Here is a 20,564-nt window from a genome sequence, read left to right as displayed (position 1 = left end):
CGTCGAGCGACGCCGGCGAGCATGCGTTGAACGGAGACAGCAGATGCAACGGCACAGCTTCGGCCAGACCCACGAGGTGACCAATCAGGTTCCGCCGCTGGCGGACTACAACCTATTTTCCAGCGACGCCGCGTTATCCGCGGCCCTCGAACGCGACGGCGCCGCGTGGCACCGGAGCGCGTTGTTGCGGCATGGCGCGGCGCTCACCACGCCCGACACGCTCGCGCTGGCCGAGCTCGCCAACCGCCATACGCCGGAATTGTTCACGCACAGCCCGCGCGGCGAGCGCATCGACGCGCTGGAGTTTCATCCGTCGTGGCACACGCTCCTTTCGCTGCTGCGCCGCGAGGGTCTGCATGCGCTGCCCTTTTCCGATCCGCAGCGCGGCGCGATGGTCGCGCGTTGCGCCGGTTACTTCCTGCATGCGCAAATCGAATCCGGCTCGCTCTGCCCGCTGACCATGACCTTCGCGAGCATTCCCGTGTTGCAGCGCGAACCCGCGCTATTCGCCACGCTGCGCGACAAGCTCTATGCGCGCGAGCACGATCCGCGCGACGTGCCGCTGACGCACAAGCGCTCCGCGATGATCGGCATGGGCATGACCGAAAAGCAGGGCGGCTCGGACGTGCGCAGCAACCAGACCCGCGCCTATGCCACCGCCGGCAGCGGCCGCGGCGCCGCCTACCGGCTGGTCGGCCATAAGTGGTTCTTTTCCGCGCCGCAGTGCGACGCCCATCTCGTGCTCGCCCGTACCGACGATCACGAGGGCATCTCGTGCTTCTTCGTGCCGCGCTTCGCGCCGGACGGCCGCAAGAACGGCGTGGAGATCCAGCGTCTGAAAGACAAGCTCGGCAATCGCTCGAATGCGAGCAGCGAAGTCGAATTTCTCGACGCGTTCGGCATCATGATCGGCGACGAAGGACGCGGCGTGCCGACCATCATCGAAATGGCGAATTACACGCGGCTCGACTGCGTGATCGGCAGCGCGGCGCTGATGCGCGCGGCGCTCGTGCAGGCCATTCATCATGCGCGCCATCGCAGCGCGTTCGGCCGGCATCTCGCCGACCAGCCGCTGATGCGCAACGTGCTCGCCGATCTGGCCTTGGAATCGGAAGCGGCAACAGTGCTGTTCATGCGTCTCGCGCGCGCGTTCGAAGAATCCACCGACGCCGCGTCCACCTCGCTCGCCGAACGCGCGTGGCGGCGCATCGTCACGCCCGCGGCGAAGTATTGGGTCTGCAAGCGCGCGCTGGAATTCACCGGCGAAGCGATGGAAGTCTGGGGCGGCAACGGCTACGTCGAAACCGGTCCGATGGCGCGCTTCTATCGGGAAGCGCCCGTGAATTCGATCTGGGAAGGCTCCGGCAACGTGATGTGCCTCGACGTGCTGCGCGCCATGGAGCGCGAACCGGACGCGGCGCAGGCGTTGTTCGCCGCGTGGCAGGCGCAAGCCCAGGCACACCCGGCATTGAGCGCCGCGCTCGGCAGGCTCGCCGCCGCGCACAACGGACCGGCCGAGCATCGCGAAGCCTCGGCGCGGCGGATCGCGCAGCAAGTCGTGCTGATCGCGCAGGCTACCTTGCTGCTCGAGCACGCGCCCGGCGAAGTCGCCGAGGCGTTCATCGCGACGCGTCTTGCCGACGGCTGCGGCGAGAGCGGTCGCGTGTACGGCACGCTGCCGGCCACGTTCGATCACGCGGCGATCGTCGAACGAGCTTTTCCTGTCTGACGCATAGCGCGTTCAAATACGCCGCGCAGCAGCGTAAGCACATCCAGTAAAAGCGCGATTCGACGCGCAACGATATCCATCAGGGAGTGGACACACATGAAGAACGATCTGCCGGAAGTTGCCGCGCTCGAAGCGCTGCTGCGCGACCAGCGCCATGCTTATCTTCGCGCGACGTATCCGTCGTGGGAAACGCGCGCCGCCCATCTGAAAGCGCTGCGCAAAGTCATGCTCGACAATCGCGACGCGCTCGCCGACGCAATGAACGTCGACTTCGGCAATCGCGCGAAACAGGAAGTGCTGCTCGCCGAATTCCTGCTGGTGAAAGAGGAAATCGACGCCGCCCTTCGACACGGCAAGCGCTGGATGAAAGCGCAGCGCCGCAGCACCAATAAATGGCTGCTGCCGGCGCGCGCGAAAGTCGTGCCGCAGCCGCTCGGCGTGGTCGGCATCATCGTGCCGTGGAATTATCCGGTGCTGCTCGCCGTCGGGCCGCTGATCAGCGCGTTGACGGCGGGCAATCGCGCGATCATCAAAATGTCCGAACTGACGCCACGCACCTCGGCGCTGTTCGAGCAGTTGATCGGCCAGACCTTCGCGCGCGACCACGTCGCGGTGGTGAACGGCGACGCCGCGCTCGCCGCCGCTTTCAGCGCGCAGCCCTTCGACCATCTGCTGTTCACCGGCTCGACCAAGGTCGGCCACGAGGTGATGCGCGCCGCCGCCGAGCATCTGACGCCGGTCACGCTCGAACTGGGCGGCAAGTCGCCGGCCATCATCGGCGCGCATGCGCGCTTCGACAACGCGGTGGACAACCTGATTGCCGGCAAGACGCTCAACGCCGGGCAAACCTGCGTCGCGCCGGACTATGTGCTGGTGCCGCGTGGCCAGGAGCAGGCGTTCGTCGAGCGGGCGCGCGCGCGGATGGCCCGGATGTACCCGAACTTCGCCAACAACCCGGATTACACGACGATCATTTCAGAGCGTCATTTCGCGCGCCTCGATCGTCTCGCCGACGAAGCCCGCGCCGCCGGCGCGCAACTGCACGCGCTCACCGACAGTTCGCCCGATGCGGCAAGCCGCCGCTATCCGCTCATCGCCGTCACGAATGCGCCGGACACGTGCGCGTTGATGCAGGAGGAAATCTTCGGGCCGCTGTTGCCGATCGTCCCTTACGACACGCTCGACGACGCGATCGCATGGATCAACGCCCGGCCCCGCCCGCTCGCGCTCTATCTTTACGCCGACGACGCCGCCACCATCGAGCGTGTGACGCTGGAGACCATCGCCGGCGGCATGGCGATCAACGAGACGCTGATGCATCTGGCGTGCGAAAGCCTGCCGTTCGGCGGAGTGGGCGCGAGCGGGATGGGTGCGTATCACGGCTATGAAGGCTTCGTGACGTTCTCGAAGATGAAGCCGGTGCTGACGCAGGCGCGTCTGAACGCGCGCGGGTGGATCTCGCCGCCGTACGGCAAGCGCGTGAACGCGCTGCTCAAGCTGATGATGCGGTTCTGACGGCGGGTTCTGGCGCGTGGTTCCGGCTCCGGCTTCCAACCCTCAGCGCGCCGCGGTGCCGCCTTCCACCTCGGTCGCCACCACGTCGATCACGTCCTGCGCGCCGGCGTTCGCGCCTTGCGCCGGTTCGCTCTCGGCGCCGCTTTCCAGCCGATGCAGCCACGCGAGCAACTCCGCCACTGCCTGATAAAGCTGCGGCGGAATCCGCGCGTCGAGGTCGACCTGCATCAGCAAGGAGACCATTTCAGGCGCTTCGTGCACGTACAGGCCAGCTTCCTTGGCCCGCTGCACGATCATCTCGGCCAGCAAGCCATAGCCTTTGGCGATTACGCGCGGCGCGGGGTCGCTGCTTTGGGCGTCGTAGACGAGCGCGGCCGCGCTGCGGCGATGTTTGCGGCTCATGACATGTCCCAATCGAAATCGTCTGGCGACGCGGCTTGGGTGCGAGTCGTGCGGGCCGTGCGGCGCACGGTCGTGGCCCTGTCGGCGGCCGTCGCGGCCGGGCCCGCGGCGGAGGCCGACTTCACATACGCCGATGTCGCCGCCTGAGCGGCCGCCGCCGCGCCCGCGGCATTGGCGCCGGTGACCGGCGGTCCGCCGCCGATCTCGCGAATCGTCAAGCCATTCAATTCGATGCCCGCCGCCGCGAGCCGCTGACGGAAGCTCTCGCCCTGCATGGCGAGGCGTGCGGCGCCGCCCGGGCTGGCCTGCACCCGCGCGATGAGTCGCGTGCCGGTCAGCGTCAATTCCGCATCGACGGTGCCGAGCGTCGGCAGCGACAGCGTCAGGCGCGTGCGCCACGGCTGGTCGTCTTCGCTCGCCGCGCCGCCGCCGCTGCGATCCCATTCGTCGCCGTCCTGTTCGATGGTCCAGTCGAGCCGCGCGCCCGGCCACGCCTCGCCGGTCCAGCGAAACTGCCCGGTCGCGAGCAGATCGAGCTGCTGACGCACCAGGGGCACGGTCGCGGGATGAACGGCGGCCGCCATCGACTGCGAATTCTGCGACGCGCCGCCGTCGGCCGGTTGCGCGGCCGCGCTGTGCGGGCTCGCATGCGTGGGCTGGCCGTTCAGGTCGGACAGGGAACTGGCCAGCACCTCGCCGGCCATGAACCGTGCGGCCTGCGCAGTCTGGATCAACGGCATGGAGCGGCCGGCGGCGCCAGCGTCCGGCGCGCCGTTCGACGGGCCGGAGGGCGGAGCGTTTGGCGCGGTGCCCATGCCCTGGCGGGCGGCAGGGTTGGCGGAAGACCCTTCGCCGGCGTCGTTCGCCCAGTCGAGCGGCAATTGCGCGGACGCGGCCACCAGCTTGTTTTGCGCCTCGCCGGCCAGCGAAGCGGGCGGACGCTGGCCCGCCAGCCATTGCGCGAGATGGGCTTCGTAGAACAGGCCGCTGTCGCCGACGGTCCGTTCGAGCGCGGCCGCGAGCGCCGCGACCGGCACCTGAGTCGCCGCGACACTGGCGGTGGCTGCCGTTTCGCCGCTCGCAGCGACATTCGGATTGGCGGTCGACCCGGCGGAAACCGTCGCGGCAGCGGACGTGCCGAACAGCGGCAACGCACCGACTTCGACATCGAGCGCCGGCGCGGCCGGCCAGATCGGCGCCTGCCCGAGGACGGCGGGCGTCGCCTCGCCTCCCGAGCGCAGGATTGCGTTGAGCGTGAGCGCGACGGCGGACAGCGCAGTCTGCGCGGAAGCCTGCGGCGCGGGCGTCTCAATCAGACCCGGCATGGTCGGCGCGGTTTCGACGCCCGCCGTGCCGGCTTGCGACGCCGCCGCACTGCCGGGCGCAATGTTGAGCAGACTGTCGATCCGGCTCGCGAGCACCGAAGCGACGGCCGTGTCGATTCCGTTCATGCCGATTCCTTGGTCACATTGGCGGCGGCGCGCTCAAATTAAGTCGGTCAGCCGGATGGATAGAGGCGCGGGCGGCGCACGCGGCGAAACTCAGCGCGCCCCGTACAACTCCTTGAGCACGTGCGTCGGCCGTCCGGCGAACAGCGCCGACAGACTGGCCATGCGCGGATTCGCCAGATCGCGGATCGCAGCGTCGTCGGCAAGGATCTGGCGGATCAGCGCGTATTTGCGCAGACGCTCCGCCTCGTCGAGCTTCACGCCCGTTTCGGCGTCTCGCAACGCTTCCACCAGATGCCGGTATTCCTCCTGCAAGTGGACCAGATCGTTCCACAGTGCGCGCCGGGCAGCCGTCAGCATGCGGCAGGAAATCGCTGCAATCGCCTCGTAACGGGCGAAATATTCTGCGTTCGATGTCATCTCATGCTTTCCGCGGCCGGCTGAGCCGCCATCCGCGCGATCTCCGGGGCAATCCCGATCCATGCTTCTTCGAGTGTCGCCAGAAGGCCATCCACCTCGACCAGCATCGCCTCGCTCTGTTTTATATTGGCTTCGAGCAGCCGGCGCGACATATAGCTATATAGCGCATTCAACCGCTCCGCAATCTCGCCACCCGCCTCAAGGTTGAGCGATTGCTGCAGCCCGCTTTCGACGATCTGGATCGCCTTGCCGATCGCCTCTCCACGAGCCGGCACATTGCCTTGCTGCAGGTGCATGCGCGCCTGCGCAATAGCCTGCCGGGCGCCCTGATACAGCATCACGATCAGACGATGCGGACTCGCGCCCATCACCCCTGTCTCGACGCCGACGCGTGCGTACGCATTGGCTCCAGAGTGTCCTGGGGAAAACATCGGCGCTCCTCCTCTCTTGCACTGCGGTTGGGTCGTGGCTCCCCACCCGGGCACGTTGCCGCACCCCGATTTCTGCCTGTATCTGGTTATCGGATAGGCAGCGGGAAAGCTTTAGGCCGGTGTAAGGAGGATTAAGGGCCGCATTGCCGCGGCCCGTCAAGGCTGCGCGGCATGCACGCGTTCGGGCGGGCGGGAAAGCCTTGCCGCCCGAAACGCGCTTATACCGACATCTGCATGATGTCGTTATAGGCGGACACCAGCTTGTTGCGCACTTGCAGGCCGAACTGGAAGCCCACGTTGGCCTTTTGCATATCGACCATCACGTCGTTGAGCGACACGTTGGACGCACCGAGTTCGAACGCCTTCGATTCGCCGATCGCCTTGGTCTGATCGCCGCTGATCTTGTCCAGCGACGCCTTCAGCGCCGAGGCAAAGCCGCTGGGCGTTGCCGCGCCGGACGCGTCGGCCACGGCATTGCTGCCGCCGGCCGCTTGCGCCGCCATCGACTGCATCTGTTGCAGCGCCGACGAGAGCGCGTTCACGGGGAAAGTCATGTTTTCTCCAGGGAATAACGACCGGCATGCCGGAACCGTACCGATCTGGACGAAAGCATAGCAGCGGGCCATACGGGAAAGCCCCGAAACTAGGGGGGAAACCCGGCTCTATTCAAGCAATCGGGTTGAGCCGCGCTGCGGATAATTTCAATGGTGAAAGTCTCTGTCCGTACGCCCGCCGGCCCTCGGCGCGGTAAGCGGCAGAACGCAAAAGGCATCCCGGAGAAACCCGACGCATGGATTCGTCTGCCAACTCTTTGATCAACCCCGACGCCCGCATGGGCCTCGCCGGCGCGCAGCCAGGCGCCGGTGCGGCCGGCGCCGGCCAGGCTGGCGGCGCGGACCTGGGTGGCCTTTCGGGCAACCTCGGCGGCAACTTCGGTCAGCGCCTGTCGGGCCTCGCGCAAATGCGCGGCAACCCGCGCGCACCGTTGATTTTCGCAGTCGCGCTGCTGGTCGCCGTGGTGGCGGGCCTGTTCCTGTGGTCGCGCGCGCCGGACTACAAGGTGCTCTACAGCAATCTATCGGACCGCGACGGCGGCGCCATCATCACCGCGCTTCAGGCGGCGAACATCCCCTATAAGTTCTCCGACGCGGGCGGCGCGATCCTCGTGCCGGCCGAGCAGGTGCACGAAATGCGCTTGCGCCTCGCGTCGCAGGGTTTGCCCAAGAGCGGTTCGGTCGGCTTCGAGCTGATGGACAACCAGAAGTTCGGCATTAGCCAGTTCGCCGAGCAGATCAACTATCAGCGCGCACTCGAAGGCGAGCTGGAGCGCACGGTCGAATCGATTTCGTCGGTAAAGTCGGCGCGCGTGCATCTGGCGATTCCGAAACCTTCCGTATTCGTGCGCGACAAGGAAGCGCCCTCCGCTTCCGTGCTGGTCAACCTCTACCCGGGCCGCGCGCTCGACGAAGGCCAGGTGCTGGCGATCACCCATATGGTGTCCTCGGCGGTGCCGGATATGCCGGTGAAGGGCGTGACCATTCTCGACCAGGACGGCAACCTGCTGACGCAGCCGTCCACCGGCAGCGGACTCGACGCCTCGCAATTGAAGTATCGCCAGCAGATCGAGCGCAGCACGCAGCAACGCATCGACGCGATCCTGGCTCCGCTGTTCGGCTCGGGCAACGCGCATTCGCAGGTCAGCGCCGACGTCGACTTCTCGCGCAGCGAGCAGACCTCGGAAAACTACGGTCCGAACGGCAACCCGCAACAGGCGGCGATCCGCAGCCAGCAGTCGAGCAGCGCCACCGAAATGTCGCAAGGCGGCGCCTCGGGCGTGCCGGGCGCGCTGTCGAACCAGCCGCCGCAGCCGGCTTCGGCGCCGATCAACGCGCCGGCCGGCGCGAGCGGCGTGACCACCACGCCGGTCAGCGACCGCAAGGACTCGACCACCAACTACGAACTCGACAAGACGGTCCGTCACCTGGAGCAGCCGATGGGCGGCATCAAGCGTCTGTCGGTGGCGGTGGTGGTGAACTACATGCGGGTGGTCGACGCCAAGGGTCACGCCACGATGCAGCCGGTGAGCGCCGACAAGCTCGCGCAGGTCAACCAGCTGGTCAAGGACGCGATGGGCTTCGACTCGGCGCGCGGCGACTCGGTCAACGTGGTCAACAGCCCGTTCAGCACCGACGTCGACCCGAACGCCGACCTGCCGTGGTGGCGCACGCCGGACATGATTGCGCTCGCCAAGCAGATCGCCACGTATCTCGGCATTGGCGCAGTCGCCCTGTTCCTCTACTTCGTGATGGTGAAGCCGGCGCTGCGCCGCGCGTTCCCGCCGCCGGAGCCGGTCGTCGCGGGAGCGCTGCCGTCGCCGGACGAGCCGATCCTGCTGGATGGCATCCCCGCCGCCGAGCGCGCGGGCGCGGGCGGAAGCCCGGTTGCCGAACTGGAAAGCGACAGCGAACTGCTCGCGCTCGAAAGTTCCAAGCACAAATATGAGCGGAACCTGGAGTTCGCCCGCAGCATCGCCCGCCAGGATCCGAAGATCGTTGCAACCGTCGTGAAAAATTGGGTGTCCGATGAGCGCTGAAGGCGTAATGAAGAGCGCGCTCCTGCTGATGTCGATCGGCGAGGAAGAAGCCGCGCAGGTGTTCAAGTTCCTCGGGCCGCGCGAAGTCCAGAAGATCGGCGTCGCGATGGCCGCACTGAAGAGCGTGACCCGTGAGCAGGTCGACGAAGTGCTGCAGGAGTTCGTGCGCGAGGCCGAGCAGCACACCGGCATGTCGCTGGATTCGAACGAGTACATCCGTTCGGTGCTGACCAAGGCGCTCGGCGACGACAAGGCCGGCGCGATCATCGACCGGATTTTGCAGGGCAGCGATACCAGCGGTATCGAAGGCCTGAAGTGGATGGATTCCGCGGCGGTCGCCGAACTCATCAAGAACGAGCATCCGCAGATCATCGCGACCATCCTCGTTCACCTGGATCGCGATCAGGCGTCGGAAATCGTCGCCTGCTTCACGGAGCGGCTACGCAACGACGTGCTGCTGCGCATCGCCACGCTCGACGGCATCCAGCCGGCCGCGCTGCGCGAACTCGACGACGTGCTGACAGGCCTCCTGTCCGGCAGCGACAACCTCAAACGCAGCCCGATGGGCGGCATCCGCACGGCGGCCGAAATCCTCAACTTCATGTCCAGCAACCATGAAGAAGGCGTGATCGAGAACGTTCGCCAATACGACGCGGAACTTGCGCAGAAGATCATTGATCAGATGTTTGTGTTCGAGAACCTGCTCGATCTGGAAGACCGCGCGATCCAGCTGCTGCTGAAGGAAGTCGAGTCCGAGGCGTTGATCATCTCGCTGAAGGGCGCGCCGCCCGCGCTGCGCCAGAAGTTCCTGTCGAACATGTCGCAGCGTGCTGCCGAACTGCTCGCCGAAGATCTGGACGCGCGCGGTCCGGTGCGCGTCTCCGAAGTCGAGACGCAGCAGCGCCGCATCCTGCAGATCGTGCGCAACCTAGCCGAAGGCGGCCAGATCGTTCTAGGCGGCAAGGCCGAAGATGCATATGTCTGATCAGAACTCCTCGGCGAAGGAAAGCCTCTCGGCCTACCAGCGCTGGGAGATGGCCTCGTTCGATCCGGTGCCGCCGGCACCGCCCGAACCCGAAGTCGACGACGGCGCGTTCGAAGCCGAACTCGAACGTCTGCGCGAGGCCGCGCATGCACAGGGCATCGCCTCAGGCCACGTGGCCGGTCAGGCGCTCGGCTACCAGGCCGGTTACGAGCAAGGTCATGCGCAGGGTTTCGAGCAAGGCCAGAGCGAAGCGCGCGAAGAAGCGGCGCGGCTCGTCGCACTGGCGGAAACCTTCAAGTCGGCGCTGGACGGCGCCCAGGGCGCGATCTCCGAAACGCTGGTCGCGCTCGCGCTCGACATCGCGCAGCAGGTGGTGCGCCAGCACGTGCAGCATGACCCGACCGCGCTGATCGCCGCCGCGCGTGAGGTGCTGGCGAGCGAGCCCGCGCTCGTCGGCGCGCCGGCGCTGATCGTGAGTCCCGCCGATCTGCCGGTTGTCGAAGCCTATCTGATGGAAGAACTGCAAACGCGCGGCTGGACCGTGCGCACCGATCCGGCCGTCGAGCGCGGCGGCTGCCGCGCGCAGGCCGGCAGCGGCGAAGTGGACGCCGGCATCGACACGCGCTGGGAGCGCGTGGCCGCGGCCCTCGGCAAGGTGAGCACATGGTGAAGCCGACGCTCGAAGAGATTCGCGCCAGCGATCTGACGCCGCTCGAACGCGAACTGGCGCTGGCGTCCTTCGGCGCCGAGGCGCTCGCCGACGTCCCAGCGGCGGTGACGCCCGCGGCGGCCGCGGTCGCCGCGATCGAAGCCGCGCTGCGCGATCCGGAGCATGCGCATCCGGCCACGGGTGCCGCCGCGAGCCACGACGCGGCTGCTTCGCGCCCGCCATCCGCCACCCTCGCCCACACCCCGCTCACTCCCGTCGCCCCTTACGACCCGGCGCTCGACAGCAACCCGCACATGCAAGCCTGGCGCGGCCGCCTCGACGCGTTGCGCGCGCGCAACGCGATCGCCAAGCCGATGCGCGCCTGCGGACGTCTCACGCGCGCCGCAGGTCTGGTGCTCGAAGCCGTCGGCCTGCGCCTGTCGGTCGGCGCCGAAGTGATGATCGAACTGCCGCAAGGCAGTTCGCTGCCGATGGCCGAAGCCGAAGTGGTCGGCTTCTCCGGCGACAAGCTGTTTCTGATGCCGACCACCGAGGTGATCGGCCTCTTGCCCGGCGCGCGCGTCTTTCCGCTGGAAAGCGCGCCGATCGCCGATCCGATGGCGGGCGCCAAACGCCTGCCGGTCGGCTGGGAATTGCTCGGCCGCGTGCTGGACGCCTCCGGCCGTCCGCTCGACGGACTCGGCCCGCTCGGCGCGCAAGCCGACGCGCCGCTGTCCGCGCCGGTCATCAACCCGCTGAACCGCGAGCCGATTCACAAGGTGCTCGACGTCGGCGTGCGCGCGATCAATGCGCTGCTGACCGTGGGCCGTGGCCAGCGCATGGGCCTCTTCGCCGGTTCGGGCGTCGGTAAATCGGTGCTGCTCGGCACGATGGCGCGCTACACCAGCGCCGAGGTGATCGTGATCGGCCTGATCGGCGAACGCGGCCGGGAAGTGAAGGAGTTCATCGAACAGATTCTCGGCGAGGAAGGGTTGGCGCGCTCCGTGGTGATCGCAGCGCCGGCCGACGTTTCGCCGCTTCTGCGGATGCAGGCCGCGTCCTACTCGACGTCGCTCGCTGAATATTTCCGCGACCAGGGCAAGCACGTGCTGCTGCTGATGGATTCGCTGACCCGTTACGCGATGGCGCAGCGCGAGATCGCGCTGGCCGTGGGCGAGCCGCCCGCCACCAAGGGCTACCCGCCTTCGGTGTTCGCCAAGCTGCCGGCGCTCGTCGAGCGGACCGGCAACGGCCCGGCGGGCGGCGGTTCGATCACCGCGTTCTACACCGTGCTGACCGAAGGCGACGACCAGCAGGATCCGATCGCCGACTCCGCGCGGGCGATTCTGGACGGCCACATCGTGCTGTCGCGCTCGCTGGCTGAAGCCGGTCACTATCCGGCCATCGACATCGAAGCGTCGATTAGCCGGGCAATGACCGCGTTGATCGACGATAACCATCTGGACAAGACGCGTATGTTCAAGCAGATGCTGTCGCGCTATCAGCGCAATCGCGATCTGATCAACGTCGGCGCGTATTCGAGCGGGCGCGACGCGCTGCTCGACCGCGCGATTGCGCTGTATCCGCGGATGGAAGCATTTTTGCAGCAAGGTTTTCGCGAGTGCGCGAACTTTGAACCGAGTCTCGAGATGCTGGACGCGCTGTTTGCCCAAGGAGGCTGACGATGGCGAAACACTTTCCGATCAAGACCCTCATTGGCCTCGCTCAGGACGATGTGGACGCCGCCGCACAACGTCTGGGCCGCGCGCAGCGTGAGCGCAACGACGTGCAGTCGCAACTCGATGCGCTCGTGCAGTATCGCGACGAATATCACGCGCGCTTCACGGCGACCGCCCAGACGGGCATGCCCGCGGGCAACATGCGCAATTTCCAGGCGTTCATCGACACGCTCGACGCCGCCATCGAACAGCAGCGCAACCTGCTGGCGACGGCCACCGCGCGCGTCGAAGCCGCCAAGCCCGACTGGCAGCGGCAGAAACAGAAGCTCGGCTCGTATGAAGTGCTGCAGGCGCGTGGCGAAGCAGCCGAAGCCAAAACCACGGCGCGGCGCGACCAGCGCGACGCCGACGAACACGCCGCCCGGATTCTGAGGATGCGCACCGAAGGTGCATGAGCGCCGCCTCGACTTGACTGAACACCCCGTTTGACGGATTGACAGGATTCCCTATGTCGCTTCTCTCACAGATCGGCTCGCTGCTCGGCTCCGCCAGCAGCACGTCCACCAGCGCGGCCATTGCCGCTGCGGCGAACGCCAAACCGTTCTCGCAAACCTTGCAGCAAAGCATCGACCAGCAGAACAGCGCCGCCGCGCAGAGCGCTAGCCAGCAGCAGGCTTCGTCGTCTTCCTCGTCTTCGTCGTCTTCGTCGTCTTCGTCGAGCGTGCACGACGCTCCGCCGCCGCCCGATCCCGCTACGAAGAGCGCGGACGACACGAACAGCAGCAGCGACACCGGCAAGCCGACGAGTTCGGCTTCGTCGACGGCCGCGACGGGCGACACGCAACAGGCTTCGACCGACAAGACCAGCGCCACGCCGCCGAAGACCGGCGCCACGGCGAGCCAGACCGACGCGGGCACCGCGGCGGCGGCCGCCGCCGCACAGGCTCAAGCACAGGCTCAAGCCCAAGCCCAAGCCGACGCGAACAACGCCGCCACGCCGACAACCGCCGACCCCGCCGCCGCTTTGACGGACGCCGCGACCGCGTTGCCCGGCACGGCCACGGACACCACGACCGGCGGCACGCCGGGCAAAAAAACCACGGCTACGGATCCGAAGTCGTTGCAAGACGCCTTGCAGGCTGCCTTGGCGGCGTTGGCGAACGGCCAGGGCGCCGTGCCGGCGCAAGCGATGGCGAGCGGCGCCGCAGCCGGCGCCGCGGCCTCGGCAAACGGCCAGGCCGACACGCGTGGCGGGCTGAACGGAACCGCTGACGGCAAGACCCTGGCGGCCGGCGTGTTCGGCGACGGCAAGGGAACGACCGCCTCGAAAAGCGCCATGACGACGGCGGCGACGACCGTGGCAGATCCGTCCACAGCGGCAAAGGCGGCTGCGACTGACGCATTGACGGCGAGCGCAACCGGCGGCACGCCAACCGCCGATCTCACCTCTTTCAAGAGCGCGGCGGAAGCGGCGACAGCGGCACTGGCCGCCACGCAGGCCGCGGCCAGCGCGGCGAGCACGACGGCCGCCGTCCAGACCACCGGCAATGCCGGCGCGGCGGAAGCGGCCAATGCCTTGTCACCGCAGGTCGGCACGACTGACTGGGAGGAGGCGTTGAGTCAGAAGGTGGTGTTCCTGTCGAACGCGCACTCCCAGAGTGCCGAACTGACGTTGAACCCCAAGGACCTGGGACCATTGCAGGTGGTATTGCAGGTAGCCGACAACCATGCCCATGCGTTATTCGTTTCGCAGCACCAATCCGTGCGCGAAGCCGTGGAAGCCGCCTTGCCGAAGTTGCGCGAGGCGATGGAATCGAACGGCATCGGCCTTGGCAGCGCGAGCGTCAGCGACGGCTTTGCGCGCCAGAGCGGCCAGCAGCAAAGCGCCGACTCCGGCCGGTCAGGCGGCCGTACGAGCAGCGGGAGCGGCCCGTTCGGCGGCGCCGCCGCCACCATGGACACGGTAACGAGCGTGCCGGTGCGACGCACGGTAGGCCTCGTCGACACATTCGCTTGACGCGGATACCGGCGCGCGGCCACCCGCAGCAAGCCAGCTCCAGCACCACCATCAAGTTATGGAATCAGCAAGCGGCGCCCTCTCCGGGCGCCGCTTTCTTTGCTTACTTTCTTTGCGGCATGCAAAGAAAGTAAGTGCCGCCCCGCACAGGGGCAACGCTAATAGATCACCAGGAAAGCAAGGAAAGGCCAACACCCGCAGCAACAGCAAAAAAGAGAGATAGCCCGCAATAACCCTTCTTTTCGACCCATCGCGCCGCAGCCAAATAAACAACAATCACCATCACCAGCACTAAAGGCAAGCAAAGCAAACCTCATGGCAACCACGACCGCAACCCAGCAAGCCGCGCCCGCCTCCCCGGGCCCCTTGAAGCGCATCATCCTGATCGTGCTCATCGCGATCATCGCCGCGGGCGCAGCCGGCGCGGGCGTATGGTTTTTCATGTCCAAGCGGGCGCCCGCCGCCGCGTCGGCCGACGCCGCCCCGGCTCCGGCACCGGCGCCACTGTTCTTCCCGCTCGAATCGATGACCGTGAACCTGCAGTCGGACGACGGCCAGCAGCACTTCCTGCGCATCGGCCTGACGCTGAAACTCACCGACGCGAAGACCCAGCAGGAACTGACCGAACACATGCCCGAAGTGCGCAGCCGCATCCTGCTCGCGCTGTCGAACAAACATCCTGACGAACTCGCGCCGCTCGAAGGCAAGCGCGCGCTCGCCACGGAACTTCGGACGCTGATCGAACAGCCGACCGACAAGGGTGCCGCGCCGATCCATGTCCAGGACGTGCTGTTCACCGAATTCGTCGTGCAGTGACGTCGGTCGTGACGTTATTCAGCGCTGCCATCATTAACCGCCACGGGACGCACGAGGAATAAGCAATGGGCCACGAAGAGTTCATGTCCCAGGAGGAGGTCGATGCCCTCCTCAAGGGCGTAACCGGCGAGTCCGATTCGGAAGCCGAGCAAAGCGACCGTGTGGGCGTACGGCCCTACAACATCGCGACGCAGGAACGCATCGTCCGCGGCCGGATGCCCGGCCTCGAAATCATCAACGACCGTTTCGCGCGTCTGTTGCGCGTCGGTATTTTCAACTTCATGCGACGCTCGGCGGAAATCTCCGTCGGTCCGGTGAAGGTGCAGAAGTACAGCGAATTCACCCGCAACCTGCCGATCCCGACCAACCTGAACCTGGTCCACGTGAAGCCGTTGCGCGGCACCTCGCTGTTCGTGTTCGATCCGAACCTGGTGTTCTTCGTGGTCGATAACCTGTTCGGCGGCGACGGGCGTTTTCATACCCGCGTCGAAGGCCGCGATTTCACGCAGACCGAGCAGCGCATCATCAACAAGCTGCTGAACCTGGTGTTCGACAACTACACGGCGTCGTGGAAGAGCGTGCGTCCGCTGCAGTTCGAATACGTGCGCTCGGAAATGCACACGCAGTTCGCCAACGTGGCGACGCCGAACGAAATCGTCATCGTCACGCAGTTCTCGATCGAGTTCGGCACGACGGGCGGCACGCTGCACATCTGCATGCCGTACTCGATGATCGAACCGATCCGCGACATTCTGTCGTCGCCGATCCAGGGCGAGGCGCTCGAAGTCGACCGCCGCTGGGTCCGCGTGCTGTCGCAGCAGGTGCAGGCTGCGGAAGTGGAATTGACCGCCGACCTCGCGAAGGTGCCGGTCACGTTCGAACAGATCCTGAACATGCGCAAAGGCGATGTTTTGCCGATCAACATCCCCGAACACATCACGGCGAAAGTCGATGGCGTGCCGGTGATGGAATGCGGCTACGGAATTTTCAATGGTCAGTACGCGTTGCGGGTCCAGAAGATGATCAGCGCAGCCGACACGATGAAGGAAGGTGGATATGAGTGACCTGAACGCAAAACCCGAGGCTGAACTACCCGCAGGTGAGCCGCAACTGGCCGCCGACGCAGCCGCAGCCGAAGACGAAGCGGCCATGGCGGACTGGGCCAGCGCGCTGGCCGAGCAGAACGACAATTCGGAAGTCAGCGCGGCCACGGCCGGCGTGTTCCAGCCGCTGTCGAAAGTCGAACCGACCTCGACGCGCAACGACATCGACATGATCCTGGACATTCCGGTTCAGATGACCGTCGAACTCGGCCGCACCAAGATCGCGATCCGCAACCTGCTGCAACTCGCTCAAGGTTCGGTGGTGGAACTGGACGGCATGGCGGGCGAGCCGATGGACGTGCTGGTCAACGGCTGTCTGATCGCGCAGGGTGAAGTGGTGGTGGTGAACGACAAGTTCGGTATCCGCCTGACCGATATCATCACGCCGTCCGAACGTATCCGGAAGTTGAATCGATGAAACGCGTCGCCGGTCGCGCCGCGTCGCGCGCTGTTACGTTTCGCGCCGCACTGGCTGCCAGCTTCGCCGCGACGCTATGCGCCCCGGCGTCGATCTTGATGTTGCTCACACCATCTGCCGCTGTCGCGGCGGACATGAACGCGGTCAACAACGCCGCGAAAATCGCCTCGGGCGTCGGTGCGGGCAGTGCCGTGCCGGCGCTCGGCGTCGGCGCGGTGCTGCAAACCATCGTCGGCCTGCTGGTCGTGATCGGTCTGGTGTTCGCCTGTGCGTGGCTCGCACGCCGCTTCGGCCTGCAGCCGGCGAACCGCGGCGGCCTCGTGAAAACGATCGGCGGCGCCTCGCTCGGCGGCAAGGAGCGCGTCGCGGTGGTCGAGATCGGCGATACGTGGCTCGTGCTCGGCACGGCGCCCGGCAATGTGCGTCTTCTTCATACGATGCCGGCCGGTTCGGCCGCCGTCGACGCGCCCGGCGCCACGCAGTCCGGCACACCCGGTGCGTCAGGCGCAAGCGCCGCGCTGCCGGGCAGCTTCGGCCAACGCTTTCGCGATGCCTTGAAAGGCGAAGTCGGCAAACGTTTCAACGGGCAAGGCAGCGGGGTTCAGTAATGCAGTTCAGTCTTCCATCGGCGCGTCACGCGCAATCCGCGCGCATGTCCGGCGCCGCCGCGACAATGATCCCCGCGTTTGCCCGCGCTCTGCGCCGCGTCGCACCCGTCGCGTTGCCGGCGCTGATGCTCGCGCTGCCGAGCCTGTCGTTCGCCCAGACAGCCGGCTTGCCGGCCTTCAACACGAGTCCCGGCCCGAACGGCGGCACGACGTACTCGCTGAGTGTGCAGACCATGCTGCTGCTCACGATGCTGTCGTTCCTCCCGGCCATGGTGCTGATGATGACGAGCTTCACGCGCATCATCATCGTGCTCTCGCTGCTGCGTCAGGCGCTCGGCACGACCACGACGCCGCCTAACCAGGTGCTCGTCGGCCTCGCGCTGTTCCTCACGTTGTTCGTCATGTCGCCGGTGCTCGACAAGGCCTATACCGATGGCTACAAGCCCTTCTCCGACGGATCGATGCCGATGGAGACGGCCGTCAACCGCGGTCTCGCGCCGTTCAAGACGTTCATGCTGCGCCAGACCCGCGAAAGCGACCTCGCGCTGTTCGCCCGCATCTCGCACGCGGCGCCCATGCAAGGTCCGGAAGACGTGCCGCTGTCGCTGCTGGTGCCCGCGTTCGTGACGAGCGAATTGAAAACCGGCTTCCAGATCGGCTTTACGATTTTCATTCCGTTCCTCATCATCGACATGGTGGTGGCGAGCGTACTGATGTCGATGGGCATGATGATGGTGTCGCCCGCGACTATTTCGCTGCCGTTCAAGCTGATGCTGTTCGTGCTGGTCGACGGCTGGCAGTTGCTGCTGGGTTCGCTCGCACAGAGCTTCGTCTAAACCTTTTTTTCCGCGGTTTTTTGATCGCGCCTCGCGCCCTTCACGCTTCCGGTCCTCTCGCCATGAATCAAGAATCCGTCATGACGCTCGCGCACCAGGCCATGTATGTCGGCCTGCTGCTTGCCGCGCCGCTGCTGCTGGTCGCACTGGTGGTCGGTCTGGTGGTGAGCCTGTTCCAGGCGGCCACGCAGATCAACGAAAGCACGCTGTCGTTCATTCCCAAGCTGCTCGCGATCGCCGTCACGATGGTGATCGCCGGACCGTGGATGCTGACGACCATGCTCGACTATCTGCGCCAGACGCTCACCAACATTCCGACGCTCGTCAACTGAGCGGCGCGCCGGTTCTCACCTTTCCCGCCGACCCGCGATGTTTTCCGTCACCTACGCGCAACTGAACGCCTGGCTCACCGCGTTCCTGTGGCCGTTCGTGCGCATTCTCGCGATGGTCGCCACCGCGCCGGTGCTCGGCAACCGCTCGCTGCCGATCCGCGTGAAGATCGGACTGGCGGCCTTCGTCACGATCATCGTCGCGCCGACGCTCGGCGCGCTGCCGCAAGTCACGGTGTTTTCCGCCGAAGGCGTGTGGATCATCGTCAACCAGTTCCTGATCGGCATCGCACTCGGCATCACCATGCAGATCGTGTTTCAGGCGATCAGCGCAACCGGCGACTTCGTCGGTCTCGGCATGGGTCTCGGCTTCGCGACTTTCTTCGACGCGCAGGCGAGTAGTTCCAGCCAGGTACTGTCGAGCTACATGAACACCATCGCCATGCTGGTGTTTCTGGTGATCGACGGCCATTTGCAGATGATCAGCGCGCTGCTCGCCACGTTCCAGTCGGTCCCGGTGTCGGCGAACATTCTCGGCGCGCCGGGCTGGCGCACGCTGGCGAACTTCGGCAGCACGGTGTTTTCGGCGGGGCTGTTGCTGTCGTTGCCGGTGGTCGTCGCGCTCCTCATCACCAACCTCGCGCTCGGCATTCTGAATCGCGCCGCGCCGCAGATCGGAGTCTTCCAGATCGGCTTTCCGCTCACCATGCTGATCGGCATGCTGCTTCTGCAACTGATGGTCCCGAACATGATTCCGTTCTTCGTGCGGCTCTTCGACGTGGGCCTCGACCAGATGGGGCGGGTGGCGGCGGGGTTCAGGTAACACGCCCCCGACTGAGCCACCGAGCGCCGGTCGCGAAGGTGCGGCTGCTTCTACGCCGTAGGCATCCACAACGCCGTTGTGCGGCGGTATGGACGATGTGGACGCCGCTCTGACGCCGGACCGCTGCAGCCATCAATATTCCTACGCCGGCTCTGGCGTGTTTATTTTGCGCTCGCAATCCAACCTGACTGTTTCCAGTTCAGCCGAGACCCCCGGCTGTGTTGCGTCATTGATTCGATACTCCGGTTTTGCCAGTCTGTTGACCATGCGAAAGCGCACGTTCATTAACAATCGAATCGGTTCGTGAGTGTCGGCAAGATATTTCGCTCGAGATCCTATGCAGCTCGACGCGTATGGGATAGTCAGCGCTTGAGCGAATCGAGCGAGCCGGCCAGATGATCGGGACTGCCGGCGCATGCCGTCGCGTTCGAGAGCCAGCATCGACTGCGCAATGCAGCGCACGCAAAAACAAAAAGGGCGGACCCGGCTCACACCGGTTCCGCCCTTCTCCCTTTCAGACGACACGTGACATCAGTTCAGGTACTGGAACAGCGAGATGTTCTGAATCTTCGCGAATGCCTGCTGCGCCGCTTGCAACGCAGCCTGCGTCATCGTGTACTTGCCGATCGTCTTGACCATGTCGGTCTGCGTCAGATCGGCCAGATTGCTCGAGGTCTGCAACGTGTTGGTTTGCGTGACCGTCTGCAATGCCTGCACTTCCTGCTCGCGGCCACCCACCGCCGCCTGCGCCGTCACGACGTTGTTCATCGTGTTCTCGAGCTGGGCCATGCTGGTGGTCAGCGCGCTCTGGAAGCTGGCCGTCGAGGCGCCGCCCGACACCGGCGTTTGCAGCGTGGTGATCAACTGGCTCAGATTGGCGAATACGTCCATGCTGCCTTGCGTGGCCGGCGTCACCGAAAAGCTGTCGCCGGCGTTCGGCGCGCCGGTGATCGTCACCGACTGGCCGCCGAGCGTGATGGCCGACCCGGCGGTGAACGCCTGCGGCGCACTCGTGGTCACCGCGCCGGTGGCCGGGTCGGTCTGGCTCACCGTGTAGGTGGTCGCCGACGAGAAATTGATCGAATACTTGTCCGCATTGGTCGGATCGGTCGGGTTATTCAGGCTCACCGAGCTGATCACGCCCGTGCCGGTGTTGCCGGTCGTCGCGGCCGGCACGGCACTCGTGCCGATTGGCGCCACGCTGCCGAAAATCGCAATGCCGTTGTCGCCGGTCTGCACGACGTGCGATGCGGTGATCTGCACGGCGGGCGTGCCCGTATCGCCCGAATAGGTCACGACGCCGGCCGAATTCGTGGTGTACGGCTGCGCGCTGCTCTGATAGCCGGCGAACAGGTAGTTGCCTTGCGGGTCGGTCGAATTGGCGAGCGTCATCAACTGGCTGCGCAAGCTTTGCAGTTGCGTCGCGATCGAGCCGCGGTCGCCGTCGTTCAGCGAACCGTCGCCGGCACGCAGCACCAGCGTATGAATGGTTTGCAGCACGGTGTTGACGCTGCCGAGCGTGGTGTCTTCCTGCTGGAGCGACGCCAGCGCGCTGCCCTGATTGGTCGTGTATTGCGACAGGGTCGTCGCCGTCGAGCTCAACTGCACCGCCTGTGCCGCGCCGAGCGGATTGTCCGACGGAGTGGAGAGGCTCACGCCGCTCGAGATCTCGGCGTACAACTGCGACAGTTGAGCTTGCTGATCGCTCATCGTCGCGACGTTCATGTTGAAGTACTGCGTGCTGGAGATGCGCATTCTCAACG

The 20,564-nt window shown here is 66.0% G+C and carries 21 protein-coding genes; 15 read left to right on the top strand and 6 right to left on the bottom strand.

Translation table 11 applies throughout. The annotated features are described in order from the left end of the window. Nucleotides 1–43: 43 nt before the first annotated feature. Nucleotides 44–1,729: an isovaleryl-CoA dehydrogenase gene (locus CJU94_RS06235; protein WP_095417975.1), complete on the top strand. Its 1,686-nt coding sequence runs from the start codon at nucleotides 44–46 to the stop codon at nucleotides 1,727–1,729. Nucleotides 1,730–1,825: 96 nt separating this feature from the next. Then, nucleotides 1,826–3,244, top strand: coding sequence for a coniferyl aldehyde dehydrogenase (locus CJU94_RS06230; RefSeq protein WP_095417974.1), 1,419 nt, complete (start codon nucleotides 1,826–1,828; stop codon nucleotides 3,242–3,244). A gap of 42 nt (nucleotides 3,245–3,286) precedes the next feature. Here CJU94_RS06230 and CJU94_RS06225 read toward each other — a convergent pair whose 3' ends face one another. The 5 genes from CJU94_RS06225 to fliE all read right to left on the bottom strand — a co-directional run bounded on the left by CJU94_RS06225 (nucleotide 3,287) and on the right by fliE (nucleotide 6,499). Then, nucleotides 3,287–3,646 (bottom strand): EscU/YscU/HrcU family type III secretion system export apparatus switch protein, encoded by a 360-nt coding sequence (locus tag CJU94_RS06225; protein WP_095417973.1) that lies wholly within the window; start codon nucleotides 3,644–3,646, stop codon nucleotides 3,287–3,289. Further along, nucleotides 3,643–5,097 (bottom strand): flagellar hook-length control protein FliK, encoded by a 1,455-nt coding sequence (fliK, locus tag CJU94_RS06220; RefSeq protein WP_095417972.1) that lies wholly within the window; start codon nucleotides 5,095–5,097, stop codon nucleotides 3,643–3,645. The genes CJU94_RS06225 and fliK overlap by 4 nt, the downstream gene beginning before the upstream one ends. Nucleotides 5,098–5,187: 90 nt before the next feature. Then, the gene (locus CJU94_RS06215; RefSeq protein ID WP_095417971.1) at nucleotides 5,188–5,514 is read right to left on the bottom strand and encodes a flagellar protein FliT; all 327 of its coding nucleotides are present in this window, start codon (nucleotides 5,512–5,514) and stop codon (nucleotides 5,188–5,190) included. Beyond that, the gene (gene fliS, locus CJU94_RS06210) at nucleotides 5,511–5,945 is read right to left on the bottom strand and encodes a flagellar export chaperone FliS (protein ID WP_007179925.1); all 435 of its coding nucleotides are present in this window, start codon (nucleotides 5,943–5,945) and stop codon (nucleotides 5,511–5,513) included. Before fliS ends, CJU94_RS06215 begins: the two co-directional genes overlap by 4 nt. Nucleotides 5,946–6,163: 218 nt before the next feature. Next, nucleotides 6,164–6,499: a flagellar hook-basal body complex protein FliE gene (fliE, locus tag CJU94_RS06205; RefSeq protein ID WP_095417970.1), complete on the bottom strand. Its 336-nt coding sequence runs from the start codon at nucleotides 6,497–6,499 to the stop codon at nucleotides 6,164–6,166. A gap of 236 nt (nucleotides 6,500–6,735) precedes the next feature. On the opposite strand from fliE, the gene fliF reads away from it, so the two are divergent. From fliF to fliR, 13 genes are all read left to right on the top strand, one after another. Next, a complete protein-coding gene (gene fliF, locus CJU94_RS06200; RefSeq protein ID WP_095417969.1) occupies nucleotides 6,736–8,538 on the top strand; it encodes a flagellar basal-body MS-ring/collar protein FliF in 1,803 nt (600 codons plus the stop codon). Beyond that, a complete protein-coding gene (gene fliG, locus CJU94_RS06195) occupies nucleotides 8,528–9,523 on the top strand; it encodes a flagellar motor switch protein FliG (RefSeq protein ID WP_007179928.1) in 996 nt (331 codons plus the stop codon). The genes fliF and fliG overlap by 11 nt, the downstream gene beginning before the upstream one ends. Further along, the gene (gene fliH / locus CJU94_RS06190) at nucleotides 9,510–10,193 is read left to right on the top strand and encodes a flagellar assembly protein FliH (protein WP_208645349.1); all 684 of its coding nucleotides are present in this window, start codon (nucleotides 9,510–9,512) and stop codon (nucleotides 10,191–10,193) included. The genes fliG and fliH overlap by 14 nt, the downstream gene beginning before the upstream one ends. Beyond that, a complete protein-coding gene (gene fliI / locus CJU94_RS06185) occupies nucleotides 10,187–11,854 on the top strand; it encodes a flagellar protein export ATPase FliI (RefSeq protein WP_095417967.1) in 1,668 nt (555 codons plus the stop codon). Before fliH ends, fliI begins: the two co-directional genes overlap by 7 nt. Before the next feature lie 2 nt (nucleotides 11,855–11,856). Beyond that, nucleotides 11,857–12,306, top strand: a complete 450-nt coding sequence (gene fliJ, locus CJU94_RS06180; protein ID WP_095417966.1) for a flagellar export protein FliJ — start codon at nucleotides 11,857–11,859, stop codon at nucleotides 12,304–12,306. 53 nt (nucleotides 12,307–12,359) lie between these two features. Next, the gene (locus CJU94_RS06175) at nucleotides 12,360–13,868 is read left to right on the top strand and encodes a flagellar hook-length control protein FliK (RefSeq protein WP_095417965.1); all 1,509 of its coding nucleotides are present in this window, start codon (nucleotides 12,360–12,362) and stop codon (nucleotides 13,866–13,868) included. Between the two features lie 315 nt (nucleotides 13,869–14,183). Continuing rightward, the gene (fliL, locus tag CJU94_RS06170) at nucleotides 14,184–14,684 is read left to right on the top strand and encodes a flagellar basal body-associated protein FliL (RefSeq protein ID WP_095417964.1); all 501 of its coding nucleotides are present in this window, start codon (nucleotides 14,184–14,186) and stop codon (nucleotides 14,682–14,684) included. Nucleotides 14,685–14,749: 65 nt separating this feature from the next. Next, nucleotides 14,750–15,748 carry a flagellar motor switch protein FliM gene (gene fliM, locus CJU94_RS06165; RefSeq protein ID WP_095417963.1) on the top strand — a complete coding sequence of 333 codons (999 nt, stop codon included), beginning with the start codon at nucleotides 14,750–14,752 and terminating at the stop codon, nucleotides 15,746–15,748. Next, nucleotides 15,741–16,205, top strand: coding sequence for a flagellar motor switch protein FliN (fliN, locus tag CJU94_RS06160; RefSeq protein WP_095417962.1), 465 nt, complete (start codon nucleotides 15,741–15,743; stop codon nucleotides 16,203–16,205). The genes fliM and fliN overlap by 8 nt, the downstream gene beginning before the upstream one ends. Continuing rightward, on the top strand, nucleotides 16,202–16,813 hold the full coding sequence (gene fliO / locus CJU94_RS06155) for a flagellar biosynthetic protein FliO (protein ID WP_095417961.1): 612 nt from the start codon (nucleotides 16,202–16,204) through the stop codon (nucleotides 16,811–16,813). The genes fliN and fliO overlap by 4 nt, the downstream gene beginning before the upstream one ends. A 44-nt stretch (nucleotides 16,814–16,857) precedes the next feature. Continuing rightward, nucleotides 16,858–17,649 carry a flagellar type III secretion system pore protein FliP gene (fliP, locus tag CJU94_RS06150; protein ID WP_095420237.1) on the top strand — a complete coding sequence of 264 codons (792 nt, stop codon included), beginning with the start codon at nucleotides 16,858–16,860 and terminating at the stop codon, nucleotides 17,647–17,649. Nucleotides 17,650–17,711: 62 nt separating this feature from the next. Continuing rightward, the gene (fliQ, locus tag CJU94_RS06145; RefSeq protein WP_011490196.1) at nucleotides 17,712–17,981 is read left to right on the top strand and encodes a flagellar biosynthesis protein FliQ; all 270 of its coding nucleotides are present in this window, start codon (nucleotides 17,712–17,714) and stop codon (nucleotides 17,979–17,981) included. A 37-nt stretch (nucleotides 17,982–18,018) separates the two neighbouring features. After that, nucleotides 18,019–18,801, top strand: a complete 783-nt coding sequence (gene fliR / locus CJU94_RS06140; RefSeq protein ID WP_095417960.1) for a flagellar biosynthetic protein FliR — start codon at nucleotides 18,019–18,021, stop codon at nucleotides 18,799–18,801. A 531-nt stretch (nucleotides 18,802–19,332) separates the two neighbouring features. Here fliR and flgL read toward each other — a convergent pair. Then, nucleotides 19,333–20,556, bottom strand: coding sequence for a flagellar hook-associated protein FlgL (flgL, locus tag CJU94_RS06135; RefSeq protein WP_095417959.1), 1,224 nt, complete (start codon nucleotides 20,554–20,556; stop codon nucleotides 19,333–19,335). Nucleotides 20,557–20,564: the final 8 nt, after the last annotated feature.

Origin of the sequence: Paraburkholderia aromaticivorans, from assembly GCF_002278075.1 — a bacterium.
Lineage (GTDB): Bacteria > Pseudomonadota > Gammaproteobacteria > Burkholderiales > Burkholderiaceae > Paraburkholderia > Paraburkholderia aromaticivorans.
Note: the sequence above shows the minus strand (reverse complement) of the source record. Positions and strands in the feature narration are given on the sequence as shown.

Coding starts and splice junctions, on each gene's coding strand:
- CJU94_RS06215 (WP_095417971.1), bottom strand. CDS start 5,514: ATGACATCGAACGCAGAATATTTCGCCCGTTACGAGGCGATTGCAGCG.
- fliM (WP_095417963.1), top strand. CDS start 14,750: ATGGGCCACGAAGAGTTCATGTCCCAGGAGGAGGTCGATGCCCTCCTC.
- fliJ (WP_095417966.1), top strand. CDS start 11,857: ATGGCGAAACACTTTCCGATCAAGACCCTCATTGGCCTCGCTCAGGAC.
- fliO (WP_095417961.1), top strand. CDS start 16,202: ATGAAACGCGTCGCCGGTCGCGCCGCGTCGCGCGCTGTTACGTTTCGC.
- fliH (WP_208645349.1), top strand. CDS start 9,510: ATGCATATGTCTGATCAGAACTCCTCGGCGAAGGAAAGCCTCTCGGCC.
- fliR (WP_095417960.1), top strand. CDS start 18,019: ATGTTTTCCGTCACCTACGCGCAACTGAACGCCTGGCTCACCGCGTTC.
- fliF (WP_095417969.1), top strand. CDS start 6,736: ATGGATTCGTCTGCCAACTCTTTGATCAACCCCGACGCCCGCATGGGC.
- fliI (WP_095417967.1), top strand. CDS start 10,187: ATGGTGAAGCCGACGCTCGAAGAGATTCGCGCCAGCGATCTGACGCCG.
- fliN (WP_095417962.1), top strand. CDS start 15,741: ATGAGTGACCTGAACGCAAAACCCGAGGCTGAACTACCCGCAGGTGAG.
- fliP (WP_095420237.1), top strand. CDS start 16,858: ATGTCCGGCGCCGCCGCGACAATGATCCCCGCGTTTGCCCGCGCTCTG.
- CJU94_RS06175 (WP_095417965.1), top strand. CDS start 12,360: ATGTCGCTTCTCTCACAGATCGGCTCGCTGCTCGGCTCCGCCAGCAGC.
- CJU94_RS06230 (WP_095417974.1), top strand. CDS start 1,826: ATGAAGAACGATCTGCCGGAAGTTGCCGCGCTCGAAGCGCTGCTGCGC.
- flgL (WP_095417959.1), bottom strand. CDS start 20,556: ATGCGCATCTCCAGCACGCAGTACTTCAACATGAACGTCGCGACGATG.
- fliK (WP_095417972.1), bottom strand. CDS start 5,097: ATGAACGGAATCGACACGGCCGTCGCTTCGGTGCTCGCGAGCCGGATC.
- fliS (WP_007179925.1), bottom strand. CDS start 5,945: ATGTTTTCCCCAGGACACTCTGGAGCCAATGCGTACGCACGCGTCGGC.
- fliE (WP_095417970.1), bottom strand. CDS start 6,499: ATGACTTTCCCCGTGAACGCGCTCTCGTCGGCGCTGCAACAGATGCAG.
- fliL (WP_095417964.1), top strand. CDS start 14,184: ATGGCAACCACGACCGCAACCCAGCAAGCCGCGCCCGCCTCCCCGGGC.
- CJU94_RS06235 (WP_095417975.1), top strand. CDS start 44: ATGCAACGGCACAGCTTCGGCCAGACCCACGAGGTGACCAATCAGGTT.
- CJU94_RS06225 (WP_095417973.1), bottom strand. CDS start 3,646: ATGAGCCGCAAACATCGCCGCAGCGCGGCCGCGCTCGTCTACGACGCC.
- fliG (WP_007179928.1), top strand. CDS start 8,528: ATGAGCGCTGAAGGCGTAATGAAGAGCGCGCTCCTGCTGATGTCGATC.
- fliQ (WP_011490196.1), top strand. CDS start 17,712: ATGAATCAAGAATCCGTCATGACGCTCGCGCACCAGGCCATGTATGTC.